Here is a 19284-nt window from a genome sequence, read left to right as displayed (position 1 = left end):
TCTACGGATTAATTATTTATGTCTCTGATTGCGGACTACGGCCTCGTATTGCTGCTGCTTGCCTGTCTCTTCGGCTTTTTCATGGCCTGGGGCGTGGGTGCTAATGATGTGGCCAATGCCATGGGCACCTCGGTGGGCTCGCGCGCACTGACCATCAAACAGGCGATCCTGATCGCCATGGTCTTTGAGTTTGCCGGTGCCTACCTGGCCGGCGGCGAGGTGACCGATACCATCAAAAACGGCATTGTTGATGCCACCATGATCACCCCGGACCTCATGGTCTTGGGCATGATGTCCGCCCTCTTGGCAGCCGGCACCTGGCTGCTGGTGGCGTCGACACGTGGCTGGCCGGTCTCTACGACGCACTCCATCGTCGGCGCGGTGATCGGCTTTGCGGCCGTTGGCGTGTCCATGGATGCGGTGCACTGGAGCGGTGTGGGTCCGATCGTGGCCAGCTGGGTGGTGTCGCCGCTGCTCTCGGGCTTTGTCGCTTTCTGGCTGTTTACCAGCGTGCAAAAGCTGATCATCGACACCGACAATCCCTTCCTTAATGCCAAGCGTTTCGTGCCGCTGTACATGTTCATCACCGGTTTCATGGTCAGCATCATGACCCTGACCAAAGGCCTCAAGCACATCGGCTTGCACCTCTCCAACACGGAAGGGCTGATGCTCTCACTGGCTATCGGCGCGGTCGTCATGCTGCTGGGTATCGCCCTGCTCAGCCGGATCAAGGTCGATGTAGAAGCCGACAAAGACTTCCACTACGCCAGCGTGGAAAAGGTCTTTGCCGTCCTGATGATCTTCACCGCCTGCGCCATGGCCTTCGCCCACGGCTCAAATGACGTGGCCAACGCTGTCGGCCCGCTGGCTGCGATTGTTGGGGTGATTCAGTCCGGCGGCGAAGCCGTGATTGGCGCCAAATCTGCCGTACCTGGCTGGGTATTGCTGCTCGGCGCGGTGGGCATCGTCATCGGTTTGGCCACCTACGGTTACAAGGTGATCGCCACCATCGGTAAAGAAATCACCGAACTGACCCCAAGCCGTGGCTTTGCGGCCGAACTGGCGACCGCCACCACCGTGGTCGGCGCCTCGGCCATGGGCTTGCCGGTCTCCACCACCCACACCCTGGTGGGTGCGGTACTGGGTGTGGGCCTGGCGCGCGGTATCGGCGCGCTGAACCTGGGCGTGATCGGCAAAATCTTTATCTCCTGGCTGATCACCCTGCCGGTGGGCGCTGCGCTGTCGATTTTCTTCTTCTTTATCCTGCGCGGTATCTTCCTCTAAGCACCTCACGGTTTTATCTGCGCAAGCGTTAGCCCTATGATGGGACTCGCTTGCGGAGATAGCCGATGCCCCTGCCTTCCCTCAAAGACCAATTCGCCGCCCTGATCGCCGCCCCATCGGTCAGCTGTACGCAGGCGCATTGGGATCAGTCCAACCGTCCCGTCATTGACCTGCTATCCGGCTGGCTTAGCGACCTCGGCTTTGCCTGCGACGTGCAGCACGTGGCACCCGGCAAATTCAACCTGCTCGCCAGCTATGGCAGCGGCCCTGGCGGCTTAGTACTGGCCGGGCACAGCGACACTGTGCCGTTCGATGCGCAGTTGTGGCAAACCGACCCGCTCAAGCTCACCGAAGTCGATGGCCGCTGGGTTGGCCTGGGCAGTTGCGACATGAAGGGGTTCTTTGCCCTGATCATCGAAGCCGTGCAGCCGCTCCTCGGCCAAGCGTTCAAACAACCGCTACTGATTCTCGCCACCTGCGATGAAGAAAGTTCGATGTCTGGCGCGCGCGCCCTGGCCGCCGCCGGCCAGCCACTGGGGCGCGCGGCGGTGATTGGTGAGCCAACCGGGTTACGGCCGATTCGCCTGCACAAAGGCATCATGATGGAGCGCATCGATATTCTCGGGCAGAGCGGCCACTCCTCGGACCCAAGCCTCGGCCACAGCGCGCTGGAGGCCATGCAGGACGTGATGCTCGCGCTACGCGACCTGCGTGCGCAGTGGCAGCGCGAATTCAACAACCCGCAATTCAGCATGCCGCAGCCAACCCTGAATTTCGGCTGCATCCATGGCGGCGATAACCCCAACCGCATTTGCGGCCAATGTGCACTGGAGTTCGACCTGCGCCCCTTGCCCGGCATGCAGCCGGAGGCCCTGCGCGCGGCGATCCGCCAGAAGCTGCAACCGCTGGCCGAGCAACACCAGGTAAAAATCGACTACGCGCCCCTCTTCCCCAGCGTGCCGCCGTTTGAGCAAAACGCCGACGCCGAACTGGTGCGCGTTGCCGAACGCCTGACCGGGCACACCGCCGCCTCAGTGGCATTTGCCACCGAAGCGCCTTATCTTCAGCAACTTGGCTGCGAAACCCTGGTACTCGGCCCCGGCGATATCGACTGCGCCCACCAGCCGAATGAATACCTGGACATGTCACGTTTGCAGCCGACCGTGCGTCTGTTGCAACAACTGATCGAACATTACTGTCTGAATCCCAGCCAACCGGCTGTGCCATCTGGAGGAGAGAACGCGTGAAGCTGCCCCAACTGCGACGATAAAAGCGCTCCCGGCTGCCTCGTCTGGCGCACGCGCGCCACCCCATGCGTTCCATACTCGACACAGGTTCTTCAGGTAATGCACGACCACGTTAATTGGCTCCGCCACGCTTCGCCCTATATCAACGCTCACCGCGACTGCACCTTTGTCGTCATGCTGCCGGGCGAGGGCGTTGCCCACGCCAACTTCGGCAATATCGTTCACGACTTGGTGCTGCTGCACAGCCTGGGCGTGCGCCTGGTGCTGGTGCACGGCTCGCGCCCGCAAATTGAAACGCGCCTGGCGAGCAACGGTTTAACCCCACGCTATCACCGCGACCTGCGCATCACCGACAGCCCAACCCTGGACTGCGTGATTGATGCCGTCGGCCAGTTGCGCATCGCCATCGAAGCGCGCCTGTCGATGGACATGGCGCGCTCGCCCATGCAGGGCTCACGCATGCGCGTGACCAGCGGCAACTTCGTCACCGCACGGCCGATTGGCGTGGTCGATGGCGTTGACTATCACCACACCGGCGAAGTGCGGCGCATCGACCGCAAGGGCATCAACCGTCAGCTGGATGAGCGCAGCATCGTGTTGCTCTCGCCACTGGGCTATTCGCCCACCGGCGAGATTTTCAACCTGGCCTGCGAAGACGTCGCCACCCGCGCCGCCATTGACCTGGATGCCGACAAGCTGCTGCTGTTCGGCGCCGAGTGCGGCCTGCTCGACGCCGCCGGTAAGCTGGTGCGCGAACTGCGCCCACAACAAGTACCCGCGCACCTGCAACGCCTGGGCAACAGCTACCAGGCCGAGTTGCTCGACGCCGCTGCCGAGGCCTGTAAGGGCGGCGTGCGGCGCAGCCATATCGTCAGCTACGCCGAAGACGGTGCGCTGCTCAGCGAGCTGTTTACCCGCACCGGCAACGGCACCCTGGTGGCGCAGGAACAGTTCGAGTCGCTCCGCGAGGCGACCATTGAAGATGTTGGCGGCTTGATGGAGCTGATCACCCCACTGGAAGACCAAGGCATTCTGGTACGCCGTTCACGCGAGGTGCTGGAGCGCGAGATCGAGCAATTCAGCATCGTCGAGCGTGAAGGACTGATCATCGCCTGCGCCGCGCTGTACCAGATTGCCGACTCAGATTTTGGCGAGCTGGCCTGCCTGGCGGTCAACCCGGCCTATCGCCATGGCGGCCGTGGCGATGAATTGCTTGAACGCATCGAGGACAGGGCACGGGCGCAAGGCCTGAAAACCCTGTTCGTGCTCACCACCCGCACCGCTCACTGGTTCCGCGAGCGTGGCTTCGAGCTCAGCAGCGTCGACCGCCTGCCCGCCGCCCGCGCCTCGCTGTACAACTACCAGCGCAACTCACAGGTGTTTGAAAAGGCACTGTAACAAGCACAACCTGCTCACCCTGTAGAGTGGGTTAGCGACACCTCGCGCATGACTCAAGGAAGGCTGCGCTAAAAGGGTGTCGCGTAACCCACCAAGCGGTATCAGCCCATTTGGCGGGTTACGGCGCAGCCAAATGCGCGCCAGGCTTAGCTATGCAATAAGCGCCTAACCCACCCTACGACGCTTGTCTGTCGCTAATCCGCCTGGGCGTGATTGCGTTTCGGCAGATGGGTTGGCAGGTACAAACCGATATAGGCATCGAACACCCGCATGCCTTCCTCGGCCATACGTGGGGTGATTTCGCCGTGCAGCTGCACCGAGCGCGCATACACGCGGTCGCCCAGTTCCATAGCCAAGGCGAACACGTCCACATCGTCCGGCAGCTGCGGCAACGGGAAATGGCGGTCGAACAACACCTGCATCGCCTGGCCCAGCTCGATGTCGTGCTGGCGATCGGCCTGGGTCACTTCAGCCAGGCCGTGCTGCGCCAAAATCAGCTGGCGCGCAGCGGCATCGGCCGCGTAGATCGCCAACATGCGCTGCTCGACCAACCGCGACAGATCCCGCCAGTCGCGCAGGCTGGCATGCTCCACCGGTTCCTGCAGGCAGGCGCGAAACGCCGCGTGAATATCAGCCGTCAGCGCTTCAAGCAATGCCGGCACGCTGGCGAAGAAGTGATACACCGACGAGGGCGGAATCTGCGCGCGCTCAGCCACGCTGTAGATCGACAGGCTGGCCACGCCCTGCTCGGACAGTAACTCACGCGCAGCCGCCAGGATGCCAGCAATGCGGCTCTGGCTACTGGCGCGGGGTTTGCGGGCAACAGGCGGACGTGACATGACGAGACTCTAGAGCAAGGGTGCGCTATTGGACGCCAAGCAGCGTCCCGCTCGCAAGTTTCTCAGACGCGGTTTCGGATCTCGCGAGCTAGAGCGAGACAAGGCAAAAATGGCCGAGGAAGCGGAGTTTACGAGTTGTAAATGAGCACTACTCGCTTCACTCGCCCTCCGGGCCGCGCTAAAGCGCGTTAGCCGCAAGCGGCTTGCCGAGGCCATTTTTAACGCAGTATCGCCGACGCGCAGCAGATCCGAGGTCAGACGCGCGCGCCGCGCACACCTTCAGCCAATGCCGCACACAGACTCAGCACGCCCTCTACGGCCTGCTCGTTGCTGCTGGCATTGGCGACCTGATCGATCAGCGCCGAGCCCACTACCACACCATCGGCCAGACGGGCGATGGTCGCCGCGTGCTCCGGGGTACGGATGCCGAAACCGATGCACAGCGGCAGGTCGGTATGCCGACGCAAACGGGCAACAGCCTGCTCGACGTGCTCCAGCGTGGCAGAACCCGCGCCGGTCACACCGGCCACCGAGACGTAATAGACGAAGCCGGAGCTGCCGTTAAGCACGGTCGGCAAGCGCTTGTCATCGGTGGTCGGGGTGGTCAGGCGGATAAAGTCGATGCCCGCCGCTTGCGCAGGGTCGCACAGGTCGACGTTATGCTCTGGCGGCAGATCGACGACGATCAGGCCATCAACACCGGCGTCTTTGGCTTCAGCGATAAAACGCTCGACGCCATATTTGTGGATTGGGTTGAAGTAGCCCATCAGCACCAGCGGCGTTGCTTGCTCGCCTTCACGGAAGGCGCGGACCATCTGCAGGGTTTTCGCCAGGTCCTGCTTGCCTTCGAGGGCGCGGATATTCGCCAGCTGAATCGCTGGGCCATCGGCCATCGGGTCGGTAAACGGCATACCCAGCTCGATCACATCGGCACCCGCCGCCGGCAGGCCCTTGAGGATGGCCAGGGAGGCGTCATAGTTCGGGTCGCCGGCGGTGACGAAGGTCACCAGGGCGGCGCGGTTCTGTTGTTTCAGCTCGGCAAAGCGGCTTTGCAGGCGGCTCATGCGTGCTTCTCCTGTTGTTCCATGTGGTGCACGATGGTTTGCATATCTTTGTCGCCACGCCCGGACAGGTTGACCACCATCAGGTGATCCTTGGGCAGGTTCGGCGCACGTTTGAACACTTCGGCCAACGCGTGAGCGGTTTCCAGGGCAGGAATGATGCCTTCCTGGCGGCAGCAAATATGGAAGGCTTCCAGGGCTTCGGTGTCAGTCACCGAGGTGTACTCAACGCGACCGATCTCATGCAACCAGGCGTGTTCTGGGCCGATGCCCGGGTAATCAAGACCGGCAGAAATCGAGTGCGCGTCGATGATCTGGCCGTCGTCGTTCTGCAGCAGGAAGGTACGGTTACCGTGCAGTACGCCCGGCACGCCACCGTTCAAGCTGGCCGCGTGCTTGCCGGTTTCGATGCCATGACCAGCCGCTTCAACGCCGATGATTTTCACGTCTTTATCGTCAAGGAACGGGTGGTACAGGCCGATGGCATTCGAGCCACCGCCGATGCAGGCGATCAGGCTGTCGGGCAGGCGACCTTCCTGGGAAAGCATCTGCTCACGGGTTTCCTTGCCGATGACCGCTTGGAAGTCACGGACCATTGCCGGGTACGGGTGCGGGCCGGCCACGGTGCCGATCATGTAGAAAGTGGTGTCGACGTTGGTGACCCAGTCACGCAAGGCTTCGTTCATCGCATCTTTCAGGGTGCCAGTACCGGCGACCACGGGTACCACGGTGGCGCCCATCAGCTTCATGCGCAGTACGTTGGCGTTCTGGCGATGGATGTCGGTGCTACCCATAAAGATCACGCATTCCATGCCAAAGCGCGCCGCCACGGTGGCGGTGGCCACGCCGTGCATGCCCGCGCCAGTCTCGGCGATGATGCGTTTTTTGCCCATGCGTTTGGCCAGCAACACCTGGCCGATGCAGTTGTTAATCTTGTGCGCGCCGGTGTGGTTGAGCTCTTCGCGCTTGAAGTAGATCTTCGCGCCGCCGCACATGTCGGTCAGACGCTCAGCGAAGTACAGCGGGCTGGGGCGGCCGACGAAATCACGCTGAAAGTAGGCCAGTTCCTTCTGGAACTCAGGATCAAGCTTGGCCTTCTCGTATTCGGCGGCCAGGTCGTGGATCAGCGGCATCAGGGTTTCGGCGACATATTGGCCACCGAACGAGCCAAACAGGCCGTTGGCGTCAGGGCCAGCGCGGAAAGAAGTCATGGCGTTCTCCTTGGGAAAGTGGCGCTGTAGTTCGCGGGCACAACCCGCTTCTCTACGGCAATGGGCACAGGATAAAGCTGCAGCCCGCGCGACAAAAGCGATAAGATCGCCGCAACCTGTTAGGAAAACTCACACATGAGCCAGGACCTTCCACCCCTGAATGCCTTGCGCGCCTTCGAAGCCGCTGCGCGGCTGAATAGCATCAGCCAGGCAGCAGATGAGCTGCATGTCACGCATGGCGCCGTCAGCCGACAGGTGCGCCTCCTCGAAGAGCACTTGGGTGTGGCCTTGTTCAGCAAGGAAGGGCGGGGCCTTAAACTCACAGATGCAGGGATTCGTTTACGCGATGTCAGCGCGGAGTTGTTCGGCCGCCTGCGCAGCACCTGCGCCGAACTGCAGCAGGGCCAGGCCGATGCGCCGTTTGTCTTGGCCTGCCCGGGCAGCCTGCTGGCGCGCTGGTTTATTCCGCGCCTGGACCGCCTCAATCGCGAGTTGCCGGAACTGCGCTTGCAACTGTCCGCCAGCGAAGGCGAACTGGACCCGCGCCGCAGCGGTGTGGACGCCACCCTGTGGTTCGCCGAGCCGCCGTGGCCGGCGGATATGCAGGTGTTCGAGCTGGCGGCCGAACGCATCGGCCCTGTGCTCAGCCCGCGTTATGCGCACTTCGACGCACTGCATCAGGCGCCTGCAGCGGCCCTGCTGAGCGAGCCGCTGCTGCACACCAGCTCACGCCCGCAAGCCTGGCCCAGCTGGGCCAGCAGCAATGCGCTGGACGCCTCGACATTGAGACTCGGCCAGGGCTTCGAACACCTTTACTACCTACTGGAAGCCGCCGCCGCAGGTTTGGGTGTGGCGATTGCCCCGCAGCAACTGGTCGCCGATGACCTTGCCGGCGGTCGCCTGGTTGCGCCCTGGGGCTTTGTCGAAACCTCGGCACGTTTGGCCTTGTGGGTGCCGGCGCGCCGCCTGGATAAACGCGCACAGCGACTGGCCGAGTGGTTACGCAACGAGCTGGCGCGCTGAGCCGTCCCCCCTACAGATCGGGCAATCCGCTGGGGTTCAACTAGCGTTGAACTATCAGCCAAAGGAGAACGCTCATGTCCGATCATCACACCTACAAGAAAATCGAAATCGTCGGTTCCTCGAAAACCAGCATCGAAGATGCCATCGAGAATGCCCTCGCTGAGTGCGCCAAATCAGTCCGCAATATGGACTGGTTCGAAGTGGTGGAAACCCGCGGGCATATCGTCGACGGCAAAGTCGGTCACTATCAAGTCAGCCTGAAAATCGGCTTTCGCATGAGCAACAGCTAGCCCGCACCCAACAACCTGGCCACCGCGTGCTGGCTGGCCAGATTTAGCGGGCTGATCATCACCGTCCGCCCGACAAACACGCCCGGCCCTTGGAATCTGCAGAATAAACCCCACTATCTAACTCAGGTATTGGCGCACTGCTGCGCCGTGCAAACGGATAATCCACAGGCAGGCCCGATGAGCGCACTCGCACAGAGCAAATTCTCCACCCTTGATCTCGCCCCGATTCGTGACGACGGCAACGCCGCCCAGGCCCTGCATAACTCCCTGGCGCTGGCGCAGCATGTCGAGCGCCTGGGCTTCGAGCGCTTCTGGGTGGCTGAACACCACAATATGGATGGCATCGCCAGCTCGGCCACCGCCGTACTGCTGGGCTATCTGGCCGCCGGCACCTCGCGCATTCGCCTGGGCTCTGGCGGCGTGATGCTGCCCAACCATGCCCCGCTGGTGATTGCTGAACAGTTCGGCACCCTGGCAACGCTGTATCCGGGCCGCATCGAACTGGGCCTGGGCCGCGCGCCGGGTGCGGATCACTTCACCGCGCAAGCACTGCGCCGCGACCGCATTGGCAGTGCCGATGACTTCCCCGCCGATGTTGAAGAGCTGCAACGCTACCTGGGCCCGCGCACGCCGGATCAACGAGTGATCGCCATGCCGGGTGCAGACACCAACGTGCCAATCTGGCTACTCGGTTCCAGCTTATTCAGCGCCCAATTGGCGGGTGAAAAAGGCTTGCCCTATGCCTTCGCCTCGCACTTCGCACCGCGCTATATGCACGAGGCGATCCGCGTCTACCGCAACCACTTCAAGCCCTCGGCGGTGCTCGACAAACCCTATGTGATGCTCGGCGTACCGCTGATTGCCGCCGACACGGATGAACAGGCCGAATACCTGGCCACCTCGGCTTATCAGCGCATTCTGGCGCTGATTCGCGGCCAGAGCCTGGTGCAGAAGCCGCCCGTCAGCAGCATGCAGGGCCTGTGGCTGCCGCATGAGAAAGAGGCGGTGAGCAGCTTCCTTGGCCTGGCGATGATCGGCGGTCCGGAGAAAGTTCGCGCGCGCCTGGAGGTGTTGCTGGAACAGACCGGCGCCGATGAACTGATTTTCACCTGCGACCTGTATGACTTCGCCGACCGCCTGCATGCCTTTGAACTGCTGGCACAGCTGCGCTGATTTACCGGCAGCGGATCAATTGACGAACTTGTGCGGCGAATAGCACTCCCAACCCTGTAACCCCACGCACAGGAGACGCCCGATGAAGAAGACCGCATCAGCCCACTGGCAAGGTGGCATCAAGGATGGCAAAGGCACGATTTCGACCCAGAGCGGCGCGCTGAACAAAGTGCCTTATGGCTTTAATACGCGCTTCGAAGACCAGCCCGGCAGCAACCCCGAAGAGCTGCTCGGTGCGGCGCACGCGGGCTGCTTTTCCATGGCCCTGTCCAAGGAGCTGGGCGACGCCGGAATGACCGCCGAAAGCATCGAAACCCGCGCTGAGGTCACCCTCGACAAACAGGATGGCGGCTTTGCCATCACCGCCGTGCACCTGTCCTTGCACGCGAAAATCCCCGGAGCCGACCGCGCTGCCTTCGAGAAAGCCGTAGAAACCGCGAAGAACGGCTGCCCCGTCTCCAAAGTGCTGAACGCTGAGATTACTCTGGAAGCGGTACTCGATAGCTGATCGCTAATCTAGAACCTGCTAACGATATAGCGAGCTAGAGCCCTGCAAGGCAAAAACACGCAAGGAAGCGGAGTGTACTGGTGTACATGAGCATTCCGAGCCTGTTTTTAACGCCGCAGGGCCGACGCGCAGCAGATCGTGGACAGGTTCTCAGAACGTACCGCAGCGCAACACTTTGCCGCGCGCCAGCACATTGCGCTGTGCATCATAGAGCCAGGCCTGGGCCTTCATCTGCATGGGCCTGGCCTCTAGTCGGTAGCGCTGACCGGCGACAAAGTTGTCATGCCGCACACGGATTTCGCAGGTCACCTGCCGCGGTTCGGAGAGGCCATCCTGGCCACCGCCGCTGTTTACCTCAAACTGAAAACGCGCCTGTAATTCATGGGCACCGGCCGGCACCTGAAAGTAGCGACCATCGTTCAGCCGCTGGCCATCGAGGCGATCGGCCATGAGCAAGGTGCCAGCGTTGCTGCGCAGTTCAACCCAGGCTTGGCTTGGGTCAGGCGATGGTACGGGCGAGGCGCAGGCACTGAGCACCAGCACACCACTCAACAAACCTAAGTAACGCATGGGATACCTCCCTCATTTAACTGCCCACTAGCCTACGCCGATCCTGCGCTGGTAGCGTGGCAGCCTGTCAATTCATCGGTAACCGGTCATGTTCGACACGCTGTCCTGGCGCTGGGTTGCGCTGGCAACCACGCTGCTGCTGAGCGGCTGCAGCAGCCTGGATTACTACAGCCACTTGGCCAGTGGACAGCTGCAGCTGCTCAAGGCCCGCGAACCCATTGCCGAGCTGCTGGACCGGCCAACTGTCGAGCCCAACCTCAAGCAGCGCCTGGTTCTGGCGCAACGCGCCCGCGACTATGCCAGCGCACAACTGGGCATGCCAGACAACCAGAGCTATCGCCTGTATGCCGATATCCAGCGGCCCTATGTGGTGTGGAATGTGTTTGCCACCGAGGAATTTTCCCTCGCACCAAAGCTGCACTGCTTCCCCATCGCCGGTTGCGTGGCCTATCGCGGCTACTACAGCCAGAGCCGCGCACGCGGTGCAGCGGCGCTGCTGAAACAGCAAGGGCTGGACACCTACCTGGCCGGCATCGAGGCCTATTCCACCCTGGGCTGGTTCGATGACCCGATCCTCAACAGCATGTTGCGCTGGAGTGATGAACGCCTGGTGGCGGTGATCTTCCACGAACTGGCGCACCAACAGCTGTATGTGGTCGACGACACCGCATTCAATGAATCCTTCGCCAGCTTTGTCGAACGTGAAGGCTTGTGCCAATGGCTCACCGCGCAAGGCCTGCCGCCCAACGATGCGCTAGGCGATGCGCAACGCGAGCAATTCGTCGCCTTGGTATTGGCCAGCCGAGCACGCTTGCAGCAGCTCTACGACACTGACTTAGCGCCGGCGCAGATGCGCAGCGGCAAACAGGCCGAGTTCGCACGCCTGCGCGCCGAATACCGCTCGCTGCAGGAACGGGAGTGGAACGGTGCAGGTCTGTACGACAACTGGATTAATGCACCACTGAACAACGCCAAGCTGTTGCCTTTCGGCCTTTATGATCGATGGGTGCCAGCCTTCGCGGCACTCTTTGCACAAGCCGGCCACGACTGGCCACGCTTCTATCAGCGCGTCGCGGTGCTGGGCAAGCTGCCGCAGGCCAAGCGGCATCAAGCCTTGGTCAAATTATCTGCAGATACTGAGAACTTGCCTAACCAATAGCCAGTCCAAGAGCTGTAAGCCGTGTTCGCGCAAAAGGAGCAATGCAATGAACAAAGTCCCCCTGGCCATACTGCTTGGCCTGCTCAGCAGCAGCCTGTTGGCTGCCCCTAAACCCTGCGAAGAGCTGCGCGCGGAGATTGAAGTAAAAATTCAGGCCGCCGGCGTGGCCAGCTACACCTTGGAAATCGTGCCCAACGAAGACGCCCAAGACCCCAGCATGGTGGTCGGCAGCTGCGACGGCGGCACCCAGAAAATCATCTATCGGAAAAATGGCTAAGCGCGGGTCGGAGGATGGGTTAGACGCGCAGCGACGTAACCCATCGTCTGCACCGCATGGGTATCGCTAGGCTCAACCTGCGCGGCCCGACCCACCCTACGCGTCACCCCACAAACGCCTGATGCAACTCGGCCAGGCTGTTGAAGTGATAGGTCGGTGCTTCGGCCTGCAACTCTGCAGCACTGCCAAAACCATAGCCCACCGCCGCCGCATGCAGGCCATTACGCTGCGCGCCGATCAGGTCGTGCTTGCGATCACCGATCATCAGCGTGGCGTCGCGCGGTAACTGTTCCTGCTCCAGCAGATGGGCGATCAGCTCGACCTTGTCCGTGCGCGTGCCGTCCAGCTCGCTGCCATAGATCACTTTGAAGTGCTTCGCGAAACCAAAGTGCTTAGCAATCTGCTCGGCAAACACCGTCGGCTTGCTGGTGGCGATAAACAACGTGCGCTGCTGGTTCTGCAGCAACTGCAACAACTCGCCTACACCCTCGAACAGCTGATTCTCATAAAGGCCCACTTCACGAAAACGCTCGCGGTAATGATTCACCGCCTGCCAGGCCGTGGCCTCGTCAAACTGGTAAGTCTGCATAAAACACTGCAACAGCGGCGGCCCGATAAAGTGCTCAAGCGCTTGCAGATCAGGTTCATCGATACCCAACTTGGCCAGCGCATGCTGCACCGAACGGGTAATGCCCTCACGCGGGTCGGTGAGGGTGCCGTCGAGGTCGAACAGGATATTGGTGTAGTGCATCATCAGCTGCCGTAGCCTTCCATCAGGTGCTGGTCCTTCAACCGCACGTAATTGTCAGCGCTGTAGCGGAAGTAGCTGCGCTCTTTCTCGCTCAGCTCGCGGGCTTTTTTCGCCGGGCTGCCGAGGTACAAAAAACCACTTTCCAAGTGGCTGCCGGGCGGCACCAGGCTGCCGGCGCCGAGCATGACTTCCTCATCAATCACCGCGCCGTCCATAACGATGCTACCCATGCCGATCAGCACCCGGTTGCCGATGTTGCAGCCGTGCAGGGTGACGTTATGGGCGATGGTGACATCGTCGCCGATCGTCAGCGGGTAACCGCGCGGGTTGAAGGGACCGGCATGGGTAATGTGCAGCACGCTGCCGTCCTGGATGCTGGTGCGCTCGCCGATGCGGATGCTGTGCATGTCGCCACGGATCACCACCAGCGGCCAGATCGAGCTGTCCGCGCCAATCTCCACATCGCCCAAAACCACGGCCGAGGCATCCACAAAGACCCGTGAGCCAAGCAGTGGAGTGAATTGCTGGTAAGTACGAATCGCCACGATAGAAACCTCTTAAGCTGCGTCTGACCTTGATTGTAATTAAGATGGCACCCATGTTCAGGGTATGCGCGCTGTTTTACCAACCGCCACTGCCCATTCAAGCCTACCCTGGGAGCCTTTTGTGCCCGCCGGGGTCACAGCTGCAAACCCATTTCGTTACAGGTGACCTGTCGTGACTGCCAACAACCCCCTGCTGCAAGCCTTCGATCTGCCGCCCTATTCCGCCATCCGCCCGAAGCATGTCGAGCCGGCAGTGGACAGCATTCTTGCCGACAGCCGTGCGGCCATGGCACGCCTGCTTGAACAACAAGCCGGCACCCCCACCTGGGATGGCCTGGTGTTAGCGCTGGATGAACTGGGCGCACGCCTGAGCCAGGCCTGGAGCCCGGTCAGCCACCTGAATGCAGTGTGCAACAGCCCCGAGCTGCGCGCCGCCTACGAGGCGTGCCTGCCCAAATTATCCGAGTACTGGACCGAAATCGGCCAGAACCAGCCGCTGTTCCAGGTTTATCAGACGTTGGCCGAAAGCCCGGCAGCCGCCGGTTTCGATGTGGCGCAGACCACCATTCTCGAGCACGCCCTACGCGACTTCCGCCTGTCCGGTATCGACCTGCCGGCCGAGCAGCAGAAGCGCTATGGTGAGATCCAGATGAAGCTCTCCGAACTTGGCAGCACGTTCTCCAACCAGTTGCTGGATGCCACCCAAGCCTGGACCAAGCACGTCACCGACGAGGCCGCGCTGGATGGCCTGACCGATTCGGCCAAAGCACAGATGAAGCAGGCTGCCGAGGCCAAGAACCTGGACGGCTGGCTGATCAGCCTGGAATTCCCCAGCTACTTCGCGGTAATGACCTACGCCAACGACCGCGCCCTGCGCGAAGAGGTGTATGCCGCCTACTGCACCCGCGCCTCCGATCAAGGACCGAATGCTGGGCAGAATGATAACGGCCCGGTGATGCTGGAAATCCTCGCCCTGCGTCAAGAACTGGCCAAACTGCTGGGTTTCGGCAACTACGCCGAGCTGAGCCTGGCCAGCAAAATGGCTGAAAGCACCGATCAGGTGCTGCACTTCCTGCGCGACCTTGGCACACGCGGCAAACCATTCGCCGAGCAGGACCTACGCGAGCTGCAAGCCTTTGCCGCCGAACAGGGCTGCAACGACCTGCAAAGCTGGGATGTTGGTTACTACAGCGAGAAACTGCGCGAGCAGCGCTACAGCATTTCCCAGGAAATCCTGCGCGCCTACTTCCCCATCGACAAAGTGCTTAGCGGCCTGTTCGCCATTGTCGAAAAGCTCTACGGCATCCAGATCAAGGAGCTGTCCGGCTTCGACGCCTGGCACCCGGATGTGCGTCTGTTTGAGATCACCGAGAACGGCGCCCACGTCGGCCGTTTCTTCTTCGACCTTTACGCCCGCGCCAACAAGCGCGGCGGCGCGTGGATGGACGGCGCCCGCGACAAGCGCCGCACGGCCGATGGCAGGTTGATCAGCCCAGTGGCCAACCTGGTGTGCAACTTCACCCCAGCAGTCGGCGGCAAACCCGCGCTGCTGACCCACGATGAAGTCACCACCCTGTTCCACGAATTCGGCCACGGCCTGCACCACCTGCTGACCCGCGTTGAACACGCTGGCGCGTCCGGTATCAACGGCGTGGCCTGGGATGCAGTCGAACTACCGAGCCAGTTTATGGAGAACTGGTGCTGGGAGCCGGACGGCCTGGCGTTGATCTCTGGCCATTATGAAAGCGGCGAGCCACTGCCACAGGACCTGCTGGACAAGATGCTGGCGGCGAAGAACTTCCAATCCGGTTTGATGATGGTGCGGCAGATCGAGTTCAGCCTGTTCGACTTCGAGCTGCACGCCACCCACGGTGACGGTCGCAGCGTGCTCGACGTACTCGAAGGCATCCGCAGCGAGGTGTCGGTGCTGCGTCCGCCGGCCTACAACCGCTTCCCCAACAGCTTCGCGCACATCTTCGCCGGTGGTTATGCGGCCGGTTACTACAGCTACAAGTGGGCCGAAGTGCTGAGCGCCGATGCCTTCTCCAAGTTCGAAGAGGAAGGCGTGTTTAACAGCGAAACCGGCCGGGCCTTCCGCGAAGCGATTTTGGCGCGCGGCGGTTCGCAGGCACCAATGGTGCTGTTTGTTGATTTCCGTGGCCGCGAGCCGTCAATCGACGCCCTGCTGCGCCACCTCGGTTTGAGTCAGGAGGCCGCATGAGCGACGCACCGATGAATGTCACCGCCAAACGCTTTATCGCCGGCGCGGTCTGCCCGGCGTGCAGCGAAATGGACAAGATCCAGATGTGGAACGTCGACGGCGTGCCGAACCGCGAATGCGTGGCCTGCGGCTATGCCGACACCTTGGACGAGCGCGGCAACTCGGTGCCCAAAGAGCTGCCCACGCGGGTCAATATCAGCGCGCTAAAACCCAAGGTGGCCAACCCCAAGGTACAGACGGTGCAGTTCTTCCCTAATCCGAAGTTGAAGAAACCGAGCGAGTAGATCGGATGTGGCATCTGATCTGTGGTGATGCAGCCACCGCAGGCGTGCGCTTTGCCCTCGGCCAAGACGTGGCTGACGAATCCCTGCGGGTGATGCGTGACGACCTCGCCGTCGGCCCGCTGCAGGATATCGAGATGCCGCCCTGCATCGCTCGCAGCGCGTTCTGGCAAGGGGTCTGGCCGCAATCAAAACGGCCAATACCCGACTTCACGGCCAGTTTGAGTGAGGACGCACGCTAGCTCGCCGGGCTAGCGAACGCTGGCCGCGCCGTCACCGTCTGGCATGGCGACAGTTGTTCGGAGCAATTACTGCTAGCACGTCTCGCTCATGCGCTGGCGGGCTCGGCTGTCGAGTTGTGGGAAGTCGCGTGCGGCAATCCGCAGCTGCCGCCGCGCCGCGCGGTGTCCCTGCGGCGTCCAGAGGAGTTGCCGGCGCTGTATCAGCAGCGGCAACGGCTGGATGCAAACAGACGTGCCGTGCTCGCTGAACAATGGCTGCAAGCCACACACCACAACGCAGCTATTCGCACCTGGTATGCCGGCAGCTTTCAGCACCACGAACATGCGATGGTCGATAAGCCGTTGCTGCAAGCGTGTACCGCAGAGTGGCAGCCGCTGGCACGGGTCATGGCCAGTGTGATGGCGCAGAGCGATGGATTCTTTCCCACGGACTTCTTCTTGCACTGGCGTGCCCGTGAGTTAGCCCAGGCTGGTTTGCTGGAGCTGGCTTTGCCGATGGCCTGTGCTTACCCAGAGCAGCAGGTCCGCCTACCTACTACTCACTAGCCATCAGCCCGCGCGCTTGCATGTAGCCTTCAAGCACCTGCTGATAGCCACCACTGAGCCTAAGACTGGCCAAGCCTTCGTTGAACACATCGATAATCGTGGTTGCACGCGGGCTATTGCGCGGCACGATAAGGTGCAAAGAGCTGCTACTGATCATGCTATGGGAACGACTCACCTGCCGCGGTGAGTCCGCCAATAGCTGCAACGCCGTTTCGCCAAGGCGTCGATCCACAACAAAGAAGTCATCACGGCCAATCATCACCAGCCGCGCGCATTCCTTGAGGCCAACGGGTGAATGACGGATCAAAACGTTCTGGTCCAGCAGCGCCTGGATAATGGGCGGTGGCTGCCAGCCCAACGGAATACACACGCGACGGCCCTGCATGGTCTGCACAGTCGCCTGCTCGATCGGGTCATCCGCGCGGCTGAAGAAATGATATTCAAGCACTAGCAGTGGCGCGGAGTAGAGATAATCCTGCTCACGCTCAGGCGTGCGGACATAGGGAAATGTCGCGTCGTACTCGCCACGTAAGGTCTTCAGGTAACCACGATTCCACGGCTGCCACTCCAGCGTGCTATCAACACCGCCCTGCTCTAGGGCGGCATGCACAACCTGAGTGAGCAAGCCGCCAGCCGGTAACGCGCTACCGGTAAAAGGGGCGTAATCATCTCCGGTGACTAAACGCAGGTCCTCGCTCATCGCAAGATGGCAATACATCAGGCCCAGCAGCAGGTAGACAAATCGTCGAGCAAGCATCCGTTCTCCGCCCCTAGCGCCGAACACCGCGACGCGCATTAAAAGACCAGTGTAGGCACATCACTGCCCTGGCTAATCAAATAATCCCAGTTGCGTGGTCGCAGTGCTCTGAGCGAGCCCAGGCAGTGCCGTGATCGTCAGCCGCTGCGCCAGCCCGGCCGCCCGTTCGGCGCGGGTCGCCACGGCTTCAGCCAAACGTGGCGGCAAGCCCCAGATTTCCACCTTCTGCTTGGCGCGGGTAATGCCGGTGTAAAACAGACTGCGGCTGAGCAAAGGGCTGGGCTGTTCGGGCAGCACCAGCAGCACTTCGGCAAATTCCGAACCCTGGCTTTTGTGCACGGTCATGGCGAAGGCGCTGTCGTGGCTGGGCAGGCGCGCCGGAGCGAAGGGGCGGTAGCCGTCCTCACCCTCGAAGAACACGCGCAGCCCGTATTCAGTGTGCAGGCAGATGCCGATATCGCCATTGAACAAGCCCAGCGCGTAATCGTTCTGCCGCACCATCACCGGCCGGCCGACGTACCAGCGCTCGCGGCTGGCCACCTGGCTGCGGCGTTTGATCCGTGCTTCCAGTGCCTCATTGATCCCCGCCACGCCCCACGCGCCTTCGCGCTGGGCCGTCAGGGTGCGAAAGCTGTTGAAGGCGGCGAACGCAGCGGCGGCGTCTGCGCTTTTCGCCGCAGCCATATAGGGTGCGTAACCCTGATCGAGGCGGTAGAGCAAGTCCGCCGGCGTTGGCTCGGCGTTCCAGGCCAGGTCGCGGCGACCCTCCTTCAGCAAATTGAGCGTACCGCTAACATCGCCGCCATTAATGCGCCGCGCCAGCTCACCGATGCCGCTGTCACCGGCAAAGCGGTGGCTATGGGTCAGCAGCACCACGGCGTCGCCCAGCAGTGAGGCCGGCTCGAACACCGGCACGGGTTGGCCGGTGATGCGTTGCAAGTCAGCGGCAGCCTGGGCATCGAAGCCACGCCCTTCGCACAACTCGGCGAACACCGCGCCGGCTTCCACGGCGCACAGTTGGTCTTTGTCACCCAGCAGAATCAGCCGCGCCGTCGGCGGCAGTGCATCAAGCAGCTTGGCCATCAGCGCCAGATCGACCATCGAGGCTTCGTCCACCACCAGCACATCCAGCGCCAGCGGGTTGGCCGCGTGATGCCGCACCTGCGGGCTGTCGCCACGGCTGCCAAGCAAACGGTGCAAGGTACGCGCTTCATCTGGCAGCGCAGCTTTGATCGCCTCGCTAACCGGCAGCTGGGCCTTGGCATTGCGAATGGCTTCGGCCATGCGCGCAGCAGCTTTGCCCGTGGGCGCGGCCAGGCCGATGGCCAGATACTCACAGCCGGGCTGTTCAAGAAGGGCAGCGAGCAGGCGCACCACGGTGGTGGTTTTGCCAGTGCCGGGGCCGCCGGAGATCACCGCCAGCTTGCGCCGCACCGCTTGCGCAGCAGCCAGACGTTGCCAGTCCGGCTGTTGCTGGTTAAAGGCAAACAGTCGAGTCAGGCTTTCACTCAACTGGGCCTCGTCGACCTCAGGCAGATCAGCAGCGCGTTGCAGCAGCTGCGCTGCCAGGTGGCGTTCATAGGCCTGATAACGCGCCAGATACAGCCGGCCATGCTCAAGAATCAGCGGAGTGAAATCGCCATCCGCGCCGACCAGCGGCGACGCGAGCAACTGCGCCTGCCAGTCCGCCAGTTTCGGTAGATTGAGGGCATGCTCAGGCCAAGGCCGCTGCCCTGCCAGCCGCGCCAGAGGCAGGCACACATCGCCCTTGTCCAAGGCCATGCAAAGCAGCGCCGCCGAGGCCAACACCAGCGGCGACGCCTGCGGATCGAGACGCTGCAGGCTATCGACCAGCGCGCGCTCCAGCGGGCCGAGGGGTAAGTCAGCGAGGTTCATAGTGC

General features: G+C 62.0%; 20 protein-coding genes and 1 pseudogene. 13 read left to right on the top strand and 8 right to left on the bottom strand.

From position 1 onward, the window contains the following. Positions 1-18 precede the first annotated feature (18 nt). The 3 genes from ACEPAJ_RS04255 to argA all read left to right on the top strand — a co-directional run bounded on the left by ACEPAJ_RS04255 (position 19) and on the right by argA (position 3929). Positions 19-1284 carry an inorganic phosphate transporter gene (locus ACEPAJ_RS04255; RefSeq protein ID WP_274087336.1) on the top strand — a complete coding sequence of 422 codons (1266 nt, stop codon included), beginning with the start codon at positions 19-21 and terminating at the stop codon, positions 1282-1284. A gap of 65 nt (positions 1285-1349) precedes the next feature. Beyond that, positions 1350-2531: an acetylornithine deacetylase gene (gene argE, locus ACEPAJ_RS04250; protein ID WP_274087337.1), complete on the top strand. Its 1182-nt coding sequence runs from the start codon at positions 1350-1352 to the stop codon at positions 2529-2531. Positions 2532-2630: 99 nt separating this feature from the next. Continuing rightward, positions 2631-3929, top strand: coding sequence for an amino-acid N-acetyltransferase (gene argA, locus ACEPAJ_RS04245; protein ID WP_274087338.1), 1299 nt, complete (start codon positions 2631-2633; stop codon positions 3927-3929). 194 nt (positions 3930-4123) lie between these two features. Here the strand turns inward: argA and ACEPAJ_RS04240 are convergent, their stop codons facing one another. The 3 genes from ACEPAJ_RS04240 to trpB form a co-directional block, all read right to left on the bottom strand. After that, complete coding sequence (locus ACEPAJ_RS04240; RefSeq protein ID WP_274087339.1) at positions 4124-4768, bottom strand: TetR/AcrR family transcriptional regulator; 645 nt, start codon at positions 4766-4768, stop codon at positions 4124-4126. A 254-nt stretch (positions 4769-5022) separates the two neighbouring features. After that, entirely contained in the window at positions 5023-5832 is an 810-nt protein-coding gene (gene trpA / locus ACEPAJ_RS04235) for a tryptophan synthase subunit alpha (RefSeq protein WP_274087340.1), read from the bottom strand. Then, on the bottom strand, positions 5829-7040 hold the full coding sequence (gene trpB, locus ACEPAJ_RS04230) for a tryptophan synthase subunit beta (protein WP_274087341.1): 1212 nt from the start codon (positions 7038-7040) through the stop codon (positions 5829-5831). The genes trpA and trpB overlap by 4 nt, the downstream gene beginning before the upstream one ends. 135 nt (positions 7041-7175) lie before the next feature. On the opposite strand from trpB, the gene ACEPAJ_RS04225 reads away from it, so the two are divergent. The 4 genes from ACEPAJ_RS04225 to ACEPAJ_RS04210 all read left to right on the top strand — a co-directional run bounded on the left by ACEPAJ_RS04225 (position 7176) and on the right by ACEPAJ_RS04210 (position 10034). After that, on the top strand, positions 7176-8063 hold the full coding sequence (locus ACEPAJ_RS04225) for a LysR family transcriptional regulator (protein WP_425913742.1): 888 nt from the start codon (positions 7176-7178) through the stop codon (positions 8061-8063). Between the two features lie 74 nt (positions 8064-8137). Then, entirely contained in the window at positions 8138-8353 is a 216-nt protein-coding gene (locus tag ACEPAJ_RS04220) for a dodecin (protein ID WP_425913741.1), read from the top strand. A 177-nt stretch (positions 8354-8530) separates the two neighbouring features. Next, the gene (locus tag ACEPAJ_RS04215) at positions 8531-9526 is read left to right on the top strand and encodes an LLM class flavin-dependent oxidoreductase (RefSeq protein ID WP_425913740.1); all 996 of its coding nucleotides are present in this window, start codon (positions 8531-8533) and stop codon (positions 9524-9526) included. Between the two features lie 82 nt (positions 9527-9608). Beyond that, positions 9609-10034: an OsmC family protein gene (locus tag ACEPAJ_RS04210; RefSeq protein WP_425913739.1), complete on the top strand. Its 426-nt coding sequence runs from the start codon at positions 9609-9611 to the stop codon at positions 10032-10034. Positions 10035-10184: 150 nt separating this feature from the next. On the opposite strand, the gene ACEPAJ_RS04205 is transcribed toward ACEPAJ_RS04210, so the two are convergent. Beyond that, on the bottom strand, positions 10185-10604 hold the full coding sequence (locus tag ACEPAJ_RS04205; protein WP_425913737.1) for a hypothetical protein: 420 nt from the start codon (positions 10602-10604) through the stop codon (positions 10185-10187). Positions 10605-10692: 88 nt separating this feature from the next. On the opposite strand from ACEPAJ_RS04205, the gene ACEPAJ_RS04200 reads away from it, so the two are divergent. Together ACEPAJ_RS04200 and ACEPAJ_RS04195 are read left to right on the top strand one after the other, a co-directional pair. Beyond that, the gene (locus ACEPAJ_RS04200) at positions 10693-11763 is read left to right on the top strand and encodes an aminopeptidase (protein ID WP_425913736.1); all 1071 of its coding nucleotides are present in this window, start codon (positions 10693-10695) and stop codon (positions 11761-11763) included. Positions 11764-11809: 46 nt separating this feature from the next. Beyond that, positions 11810-12040, top strand: a complete 231-nt coding sequence (locus ACEPAJ_RS04195) for a DUF1161 domain-containing protein (RefSeq protein ID WP_425913735.1) — start codon at positions 11810-11812, stop codon at positions 12038-12040. A 103-nt stretch (positions 12041-12143) separates the two neighbouring features. Here ACEPAJ_RS04195 and ACEPAJ_RS04190 read toward each other — a convergent pair whose 3' ends face one another. Both ACEPAJ_RS04190 and ACEPAJ_RS04185 read right to left on the bottom strand, forming a co-directional pair. Beyond that, positions 12144-12791 carry an HAD family hydrolase gene (locus ACEPAJ_RS04190; protein WP_425913733.1) on the bottom strand — a complete coding sequence of 216 codons (648 nt, stop codon included), beginning with the start codon at positions 12789-12791 and terminating at the stop codon, positions 12144-12146. A 2-nt stretch (positions 12792-12793) separates the two neighbouring features. Continuing rightward, positions 12794-13336 (bottom strand): gamma carbonic anhydrase family protein, encoded by a 543-nt coding sequence (locus tag ACEPAJ_RS04185; protein ID WP_425913731.1) that lies wholly within the window; start codon positions 13334-13336, stop codon positions 12794-12796. Positions 13337-13508: 172 nt separating this feature from the next. On the opposite strand from ACEPAJ_RS04185, the gene prlC reads away from it, so the two are divergent. The 4 genes and pseudogenes from prlC to ACEPAJ_RS04165 all read left to right on the top strand — a co-directional run bounded on the left by prlC (position 13509) and on the right by ACEPAJ_RS04165 (position 16626). Then, a complete protein-coding gene (gene prlC, locus ACEPAJ_RS04180; protein ID WP_425913729.1) occupies positions 13509-15557 on the top strand; it encodes an oligopeptidase A in 2049 nt (682 codons plus the stop codon). Further along, positions 15554-15841, top strand: a complete 288-nt coding sequence (locus tag ACEPAJ_RS04175) for a YheV family putative zinc ribbon protein (RefSeq protein WP_425913728.1) — start codon at positions 15554-15556, stop codon at positions 15839-15841. Before prlC ends, ACEPAJ_RS04175 begins: the two co-directional genes overlap by 4 nt. Positions 15842-15846: 5 nt before the next feature. Continuing rightward, positions 15847-16197, top strand: a pseudogene (locus ACEPAJ_RS04170) (DUF1835 domain-containing protein); the annotation flags it as partial. A gap of 45 nt (positions 16198-16242) precedes the next feature. Continuing rightward, positions 16243-16626: a DUF3658 domain-containing protein gene (locus ACEPAJ_RS04165; protein ID WP_425917932.1), complete on the top strand. Its 384-nt coding sequence runs from the start codon at positions 16243-16245 to the stop codon at positions 16624-16626. Here ACEPAJ_RS04165 and ACEPAJ_RS04160 read toward each other — a convergent pair. Further along, positions 16616-17383 carry a substrate-binding periplasmic protein gene (locus tag ACEPAJ_RS04160; protein ID WP_425913727.1) on the bottom strand — a complete coding sequence of 256 codons (768 nt, stop codon included), beginning with the start codon at positions 17381-17383 and terminating at the stop codon, positions 16616-16618. The two genes, ACEPAJ_RS04165 and ACEPAJ_RS04160, sit on opposite strands and share 11 nt — an antisense overlap. Positions 17384-17455: 72 nt before the next feature. Next, positions 17456-19279, bottom strand: a complete 1824-nt coding sequence (recD, locus tag ACEPAJ_RS04155; RefSeq protein WP_425913725.1) for an exodeoxyribonuclease V subunit alpha — start codon at positions 19277-19279, stop codon at positions 17456-17458. Positions 19280-19284 lie beyond the last annotated feature (5 nt).

The sequence above is a fragment of the Pseudomonas sp. GWSMS-1 genome, from assembly GCF_049847425.1.
Classification (GTDB): domain Bacteria; phylum Pseudomonadota; class Gammaproteobacteria; order Pseudomonadales; family Pseudomonadaceae; genus Aquipseudomonas.
This window is presented reverse-complemented; position numbering and strand designations above follow the sequence as displayed.

Coding starts and splice junctions, on each gene's coding strand:
- ACEPAJ_RS04255 (WP_274087336.1), top strand. CDS start 19: ATGTCTCTGATTGCGGACTACGGCCTCGTATTGCTGCTGCTTGCCTGT.
- argE (WP_274087337.1), top strand. CDS start 1,350: ATGCCCCTGCCTTCCCTCAAAGACCAATTCGCCGCCCTGATCGCCGCC.
- argA (WP_274087338.1), top strand. CDS start 2,631: ATGCACGACCACGTTAATTGGCTCCGCCACGCTTCGCCCTATATCAAC.
- ACEPAJ_RS04240 (WP_274087339.1), bottom strand. CDS start 4,768: ATGTCACGTCCGCCTGTTGCCCGCAAACCCCGCGCCAGTAGCCAGAGC.
- trpA (WP_274087340.1), bottom strand. CDS start 5,832: ATGAGCCGCCTGCAAAGCCGCTTTGCCGAGCTGAAACAACAGAACCGC.
- trpB (WP_274087341.1), bottom strand. CDS start 7,040: ATGACTTCTTTCCGCGCTGGCCCTGACGCCAACGGCCTGTTTGGCTCG.
- ACEPAJ_RS04225 (WP_425913742.1), top strand. CDS start 7,176: ATGAGCCAGGACCTTCCACCCCTGAATGCCTTGCGCGCCTTCGAAGCC.
- ACEPAJ_RS04220 (WP_425913741.1), top strand. CDS start 8,138: ATGTCCGATCATCACACCTACAAGAAAATCGAAATCGTCGGTTCCTCG.
- ACEPAJ_RS04215 (WP_425913740.1), top strand. CDS start 8,531: ATGAGCGCACTCGCACAGAGCAAATTCTCCACCCTTGATCTCGCCCCG.
- ACEPAJ_RS04210 (WP_425913739.1), top strand. CDS start 9,609: ATGAAGAAGACCGCATCAGCCCACTGGCAAGGTGGCATCAAGGATGGC.
- ACEPAJ_RS04205 (WP_425913737.1), bottom strand. CDS start 10,604: ATGCGTTACTTAGGTTTGTTGAGTGGTGTGCTGGTGCTCAGTGCCTGC.
- ACEPAJ_RS04200 (WP_425913736.1), top strand. CDS start 10,693: ATGTTCGACACGCTGTCCTGGCGCTGGGTTGCGCTGGCAACCACGCTG.
- ACEPAJ_RS04195 (WP_425913735.1), top strand. CDS start 11,810: ATGAACAAAGTCCCCCTGGCCATACTGCTTGGCCTGCTCAGCAGCAGC.
- ACEPAJ_RS04190 (WP_425913733.1), bottom strand. CDS start 12,791: ATGCACTACACCAATATCCTGTTCGACCTCGACGGCACCCTCACCGAC.
- ACEPAJ_RS04175 (WP_425913728.1), top strand. CDS start 15,554: ATGAGCGACGCACCGATGAATGTCACCGCCAAACGCTTTATCGCCGGC.
- ACEPAJ_RS04160 (WP_425913727.1), bottom strand. CDS start 17,383: ATGCTTGCTCGACGATTTGTCTACCTGCTGCTGGGCCTGATGTATTGC.
- recD (WP_425913725.1), bottom strand. CDS start 19,279: ATGAACCTCGCTGACTTACCCCTCGGCCCGCTGGAGCGCGCGCTGGTC.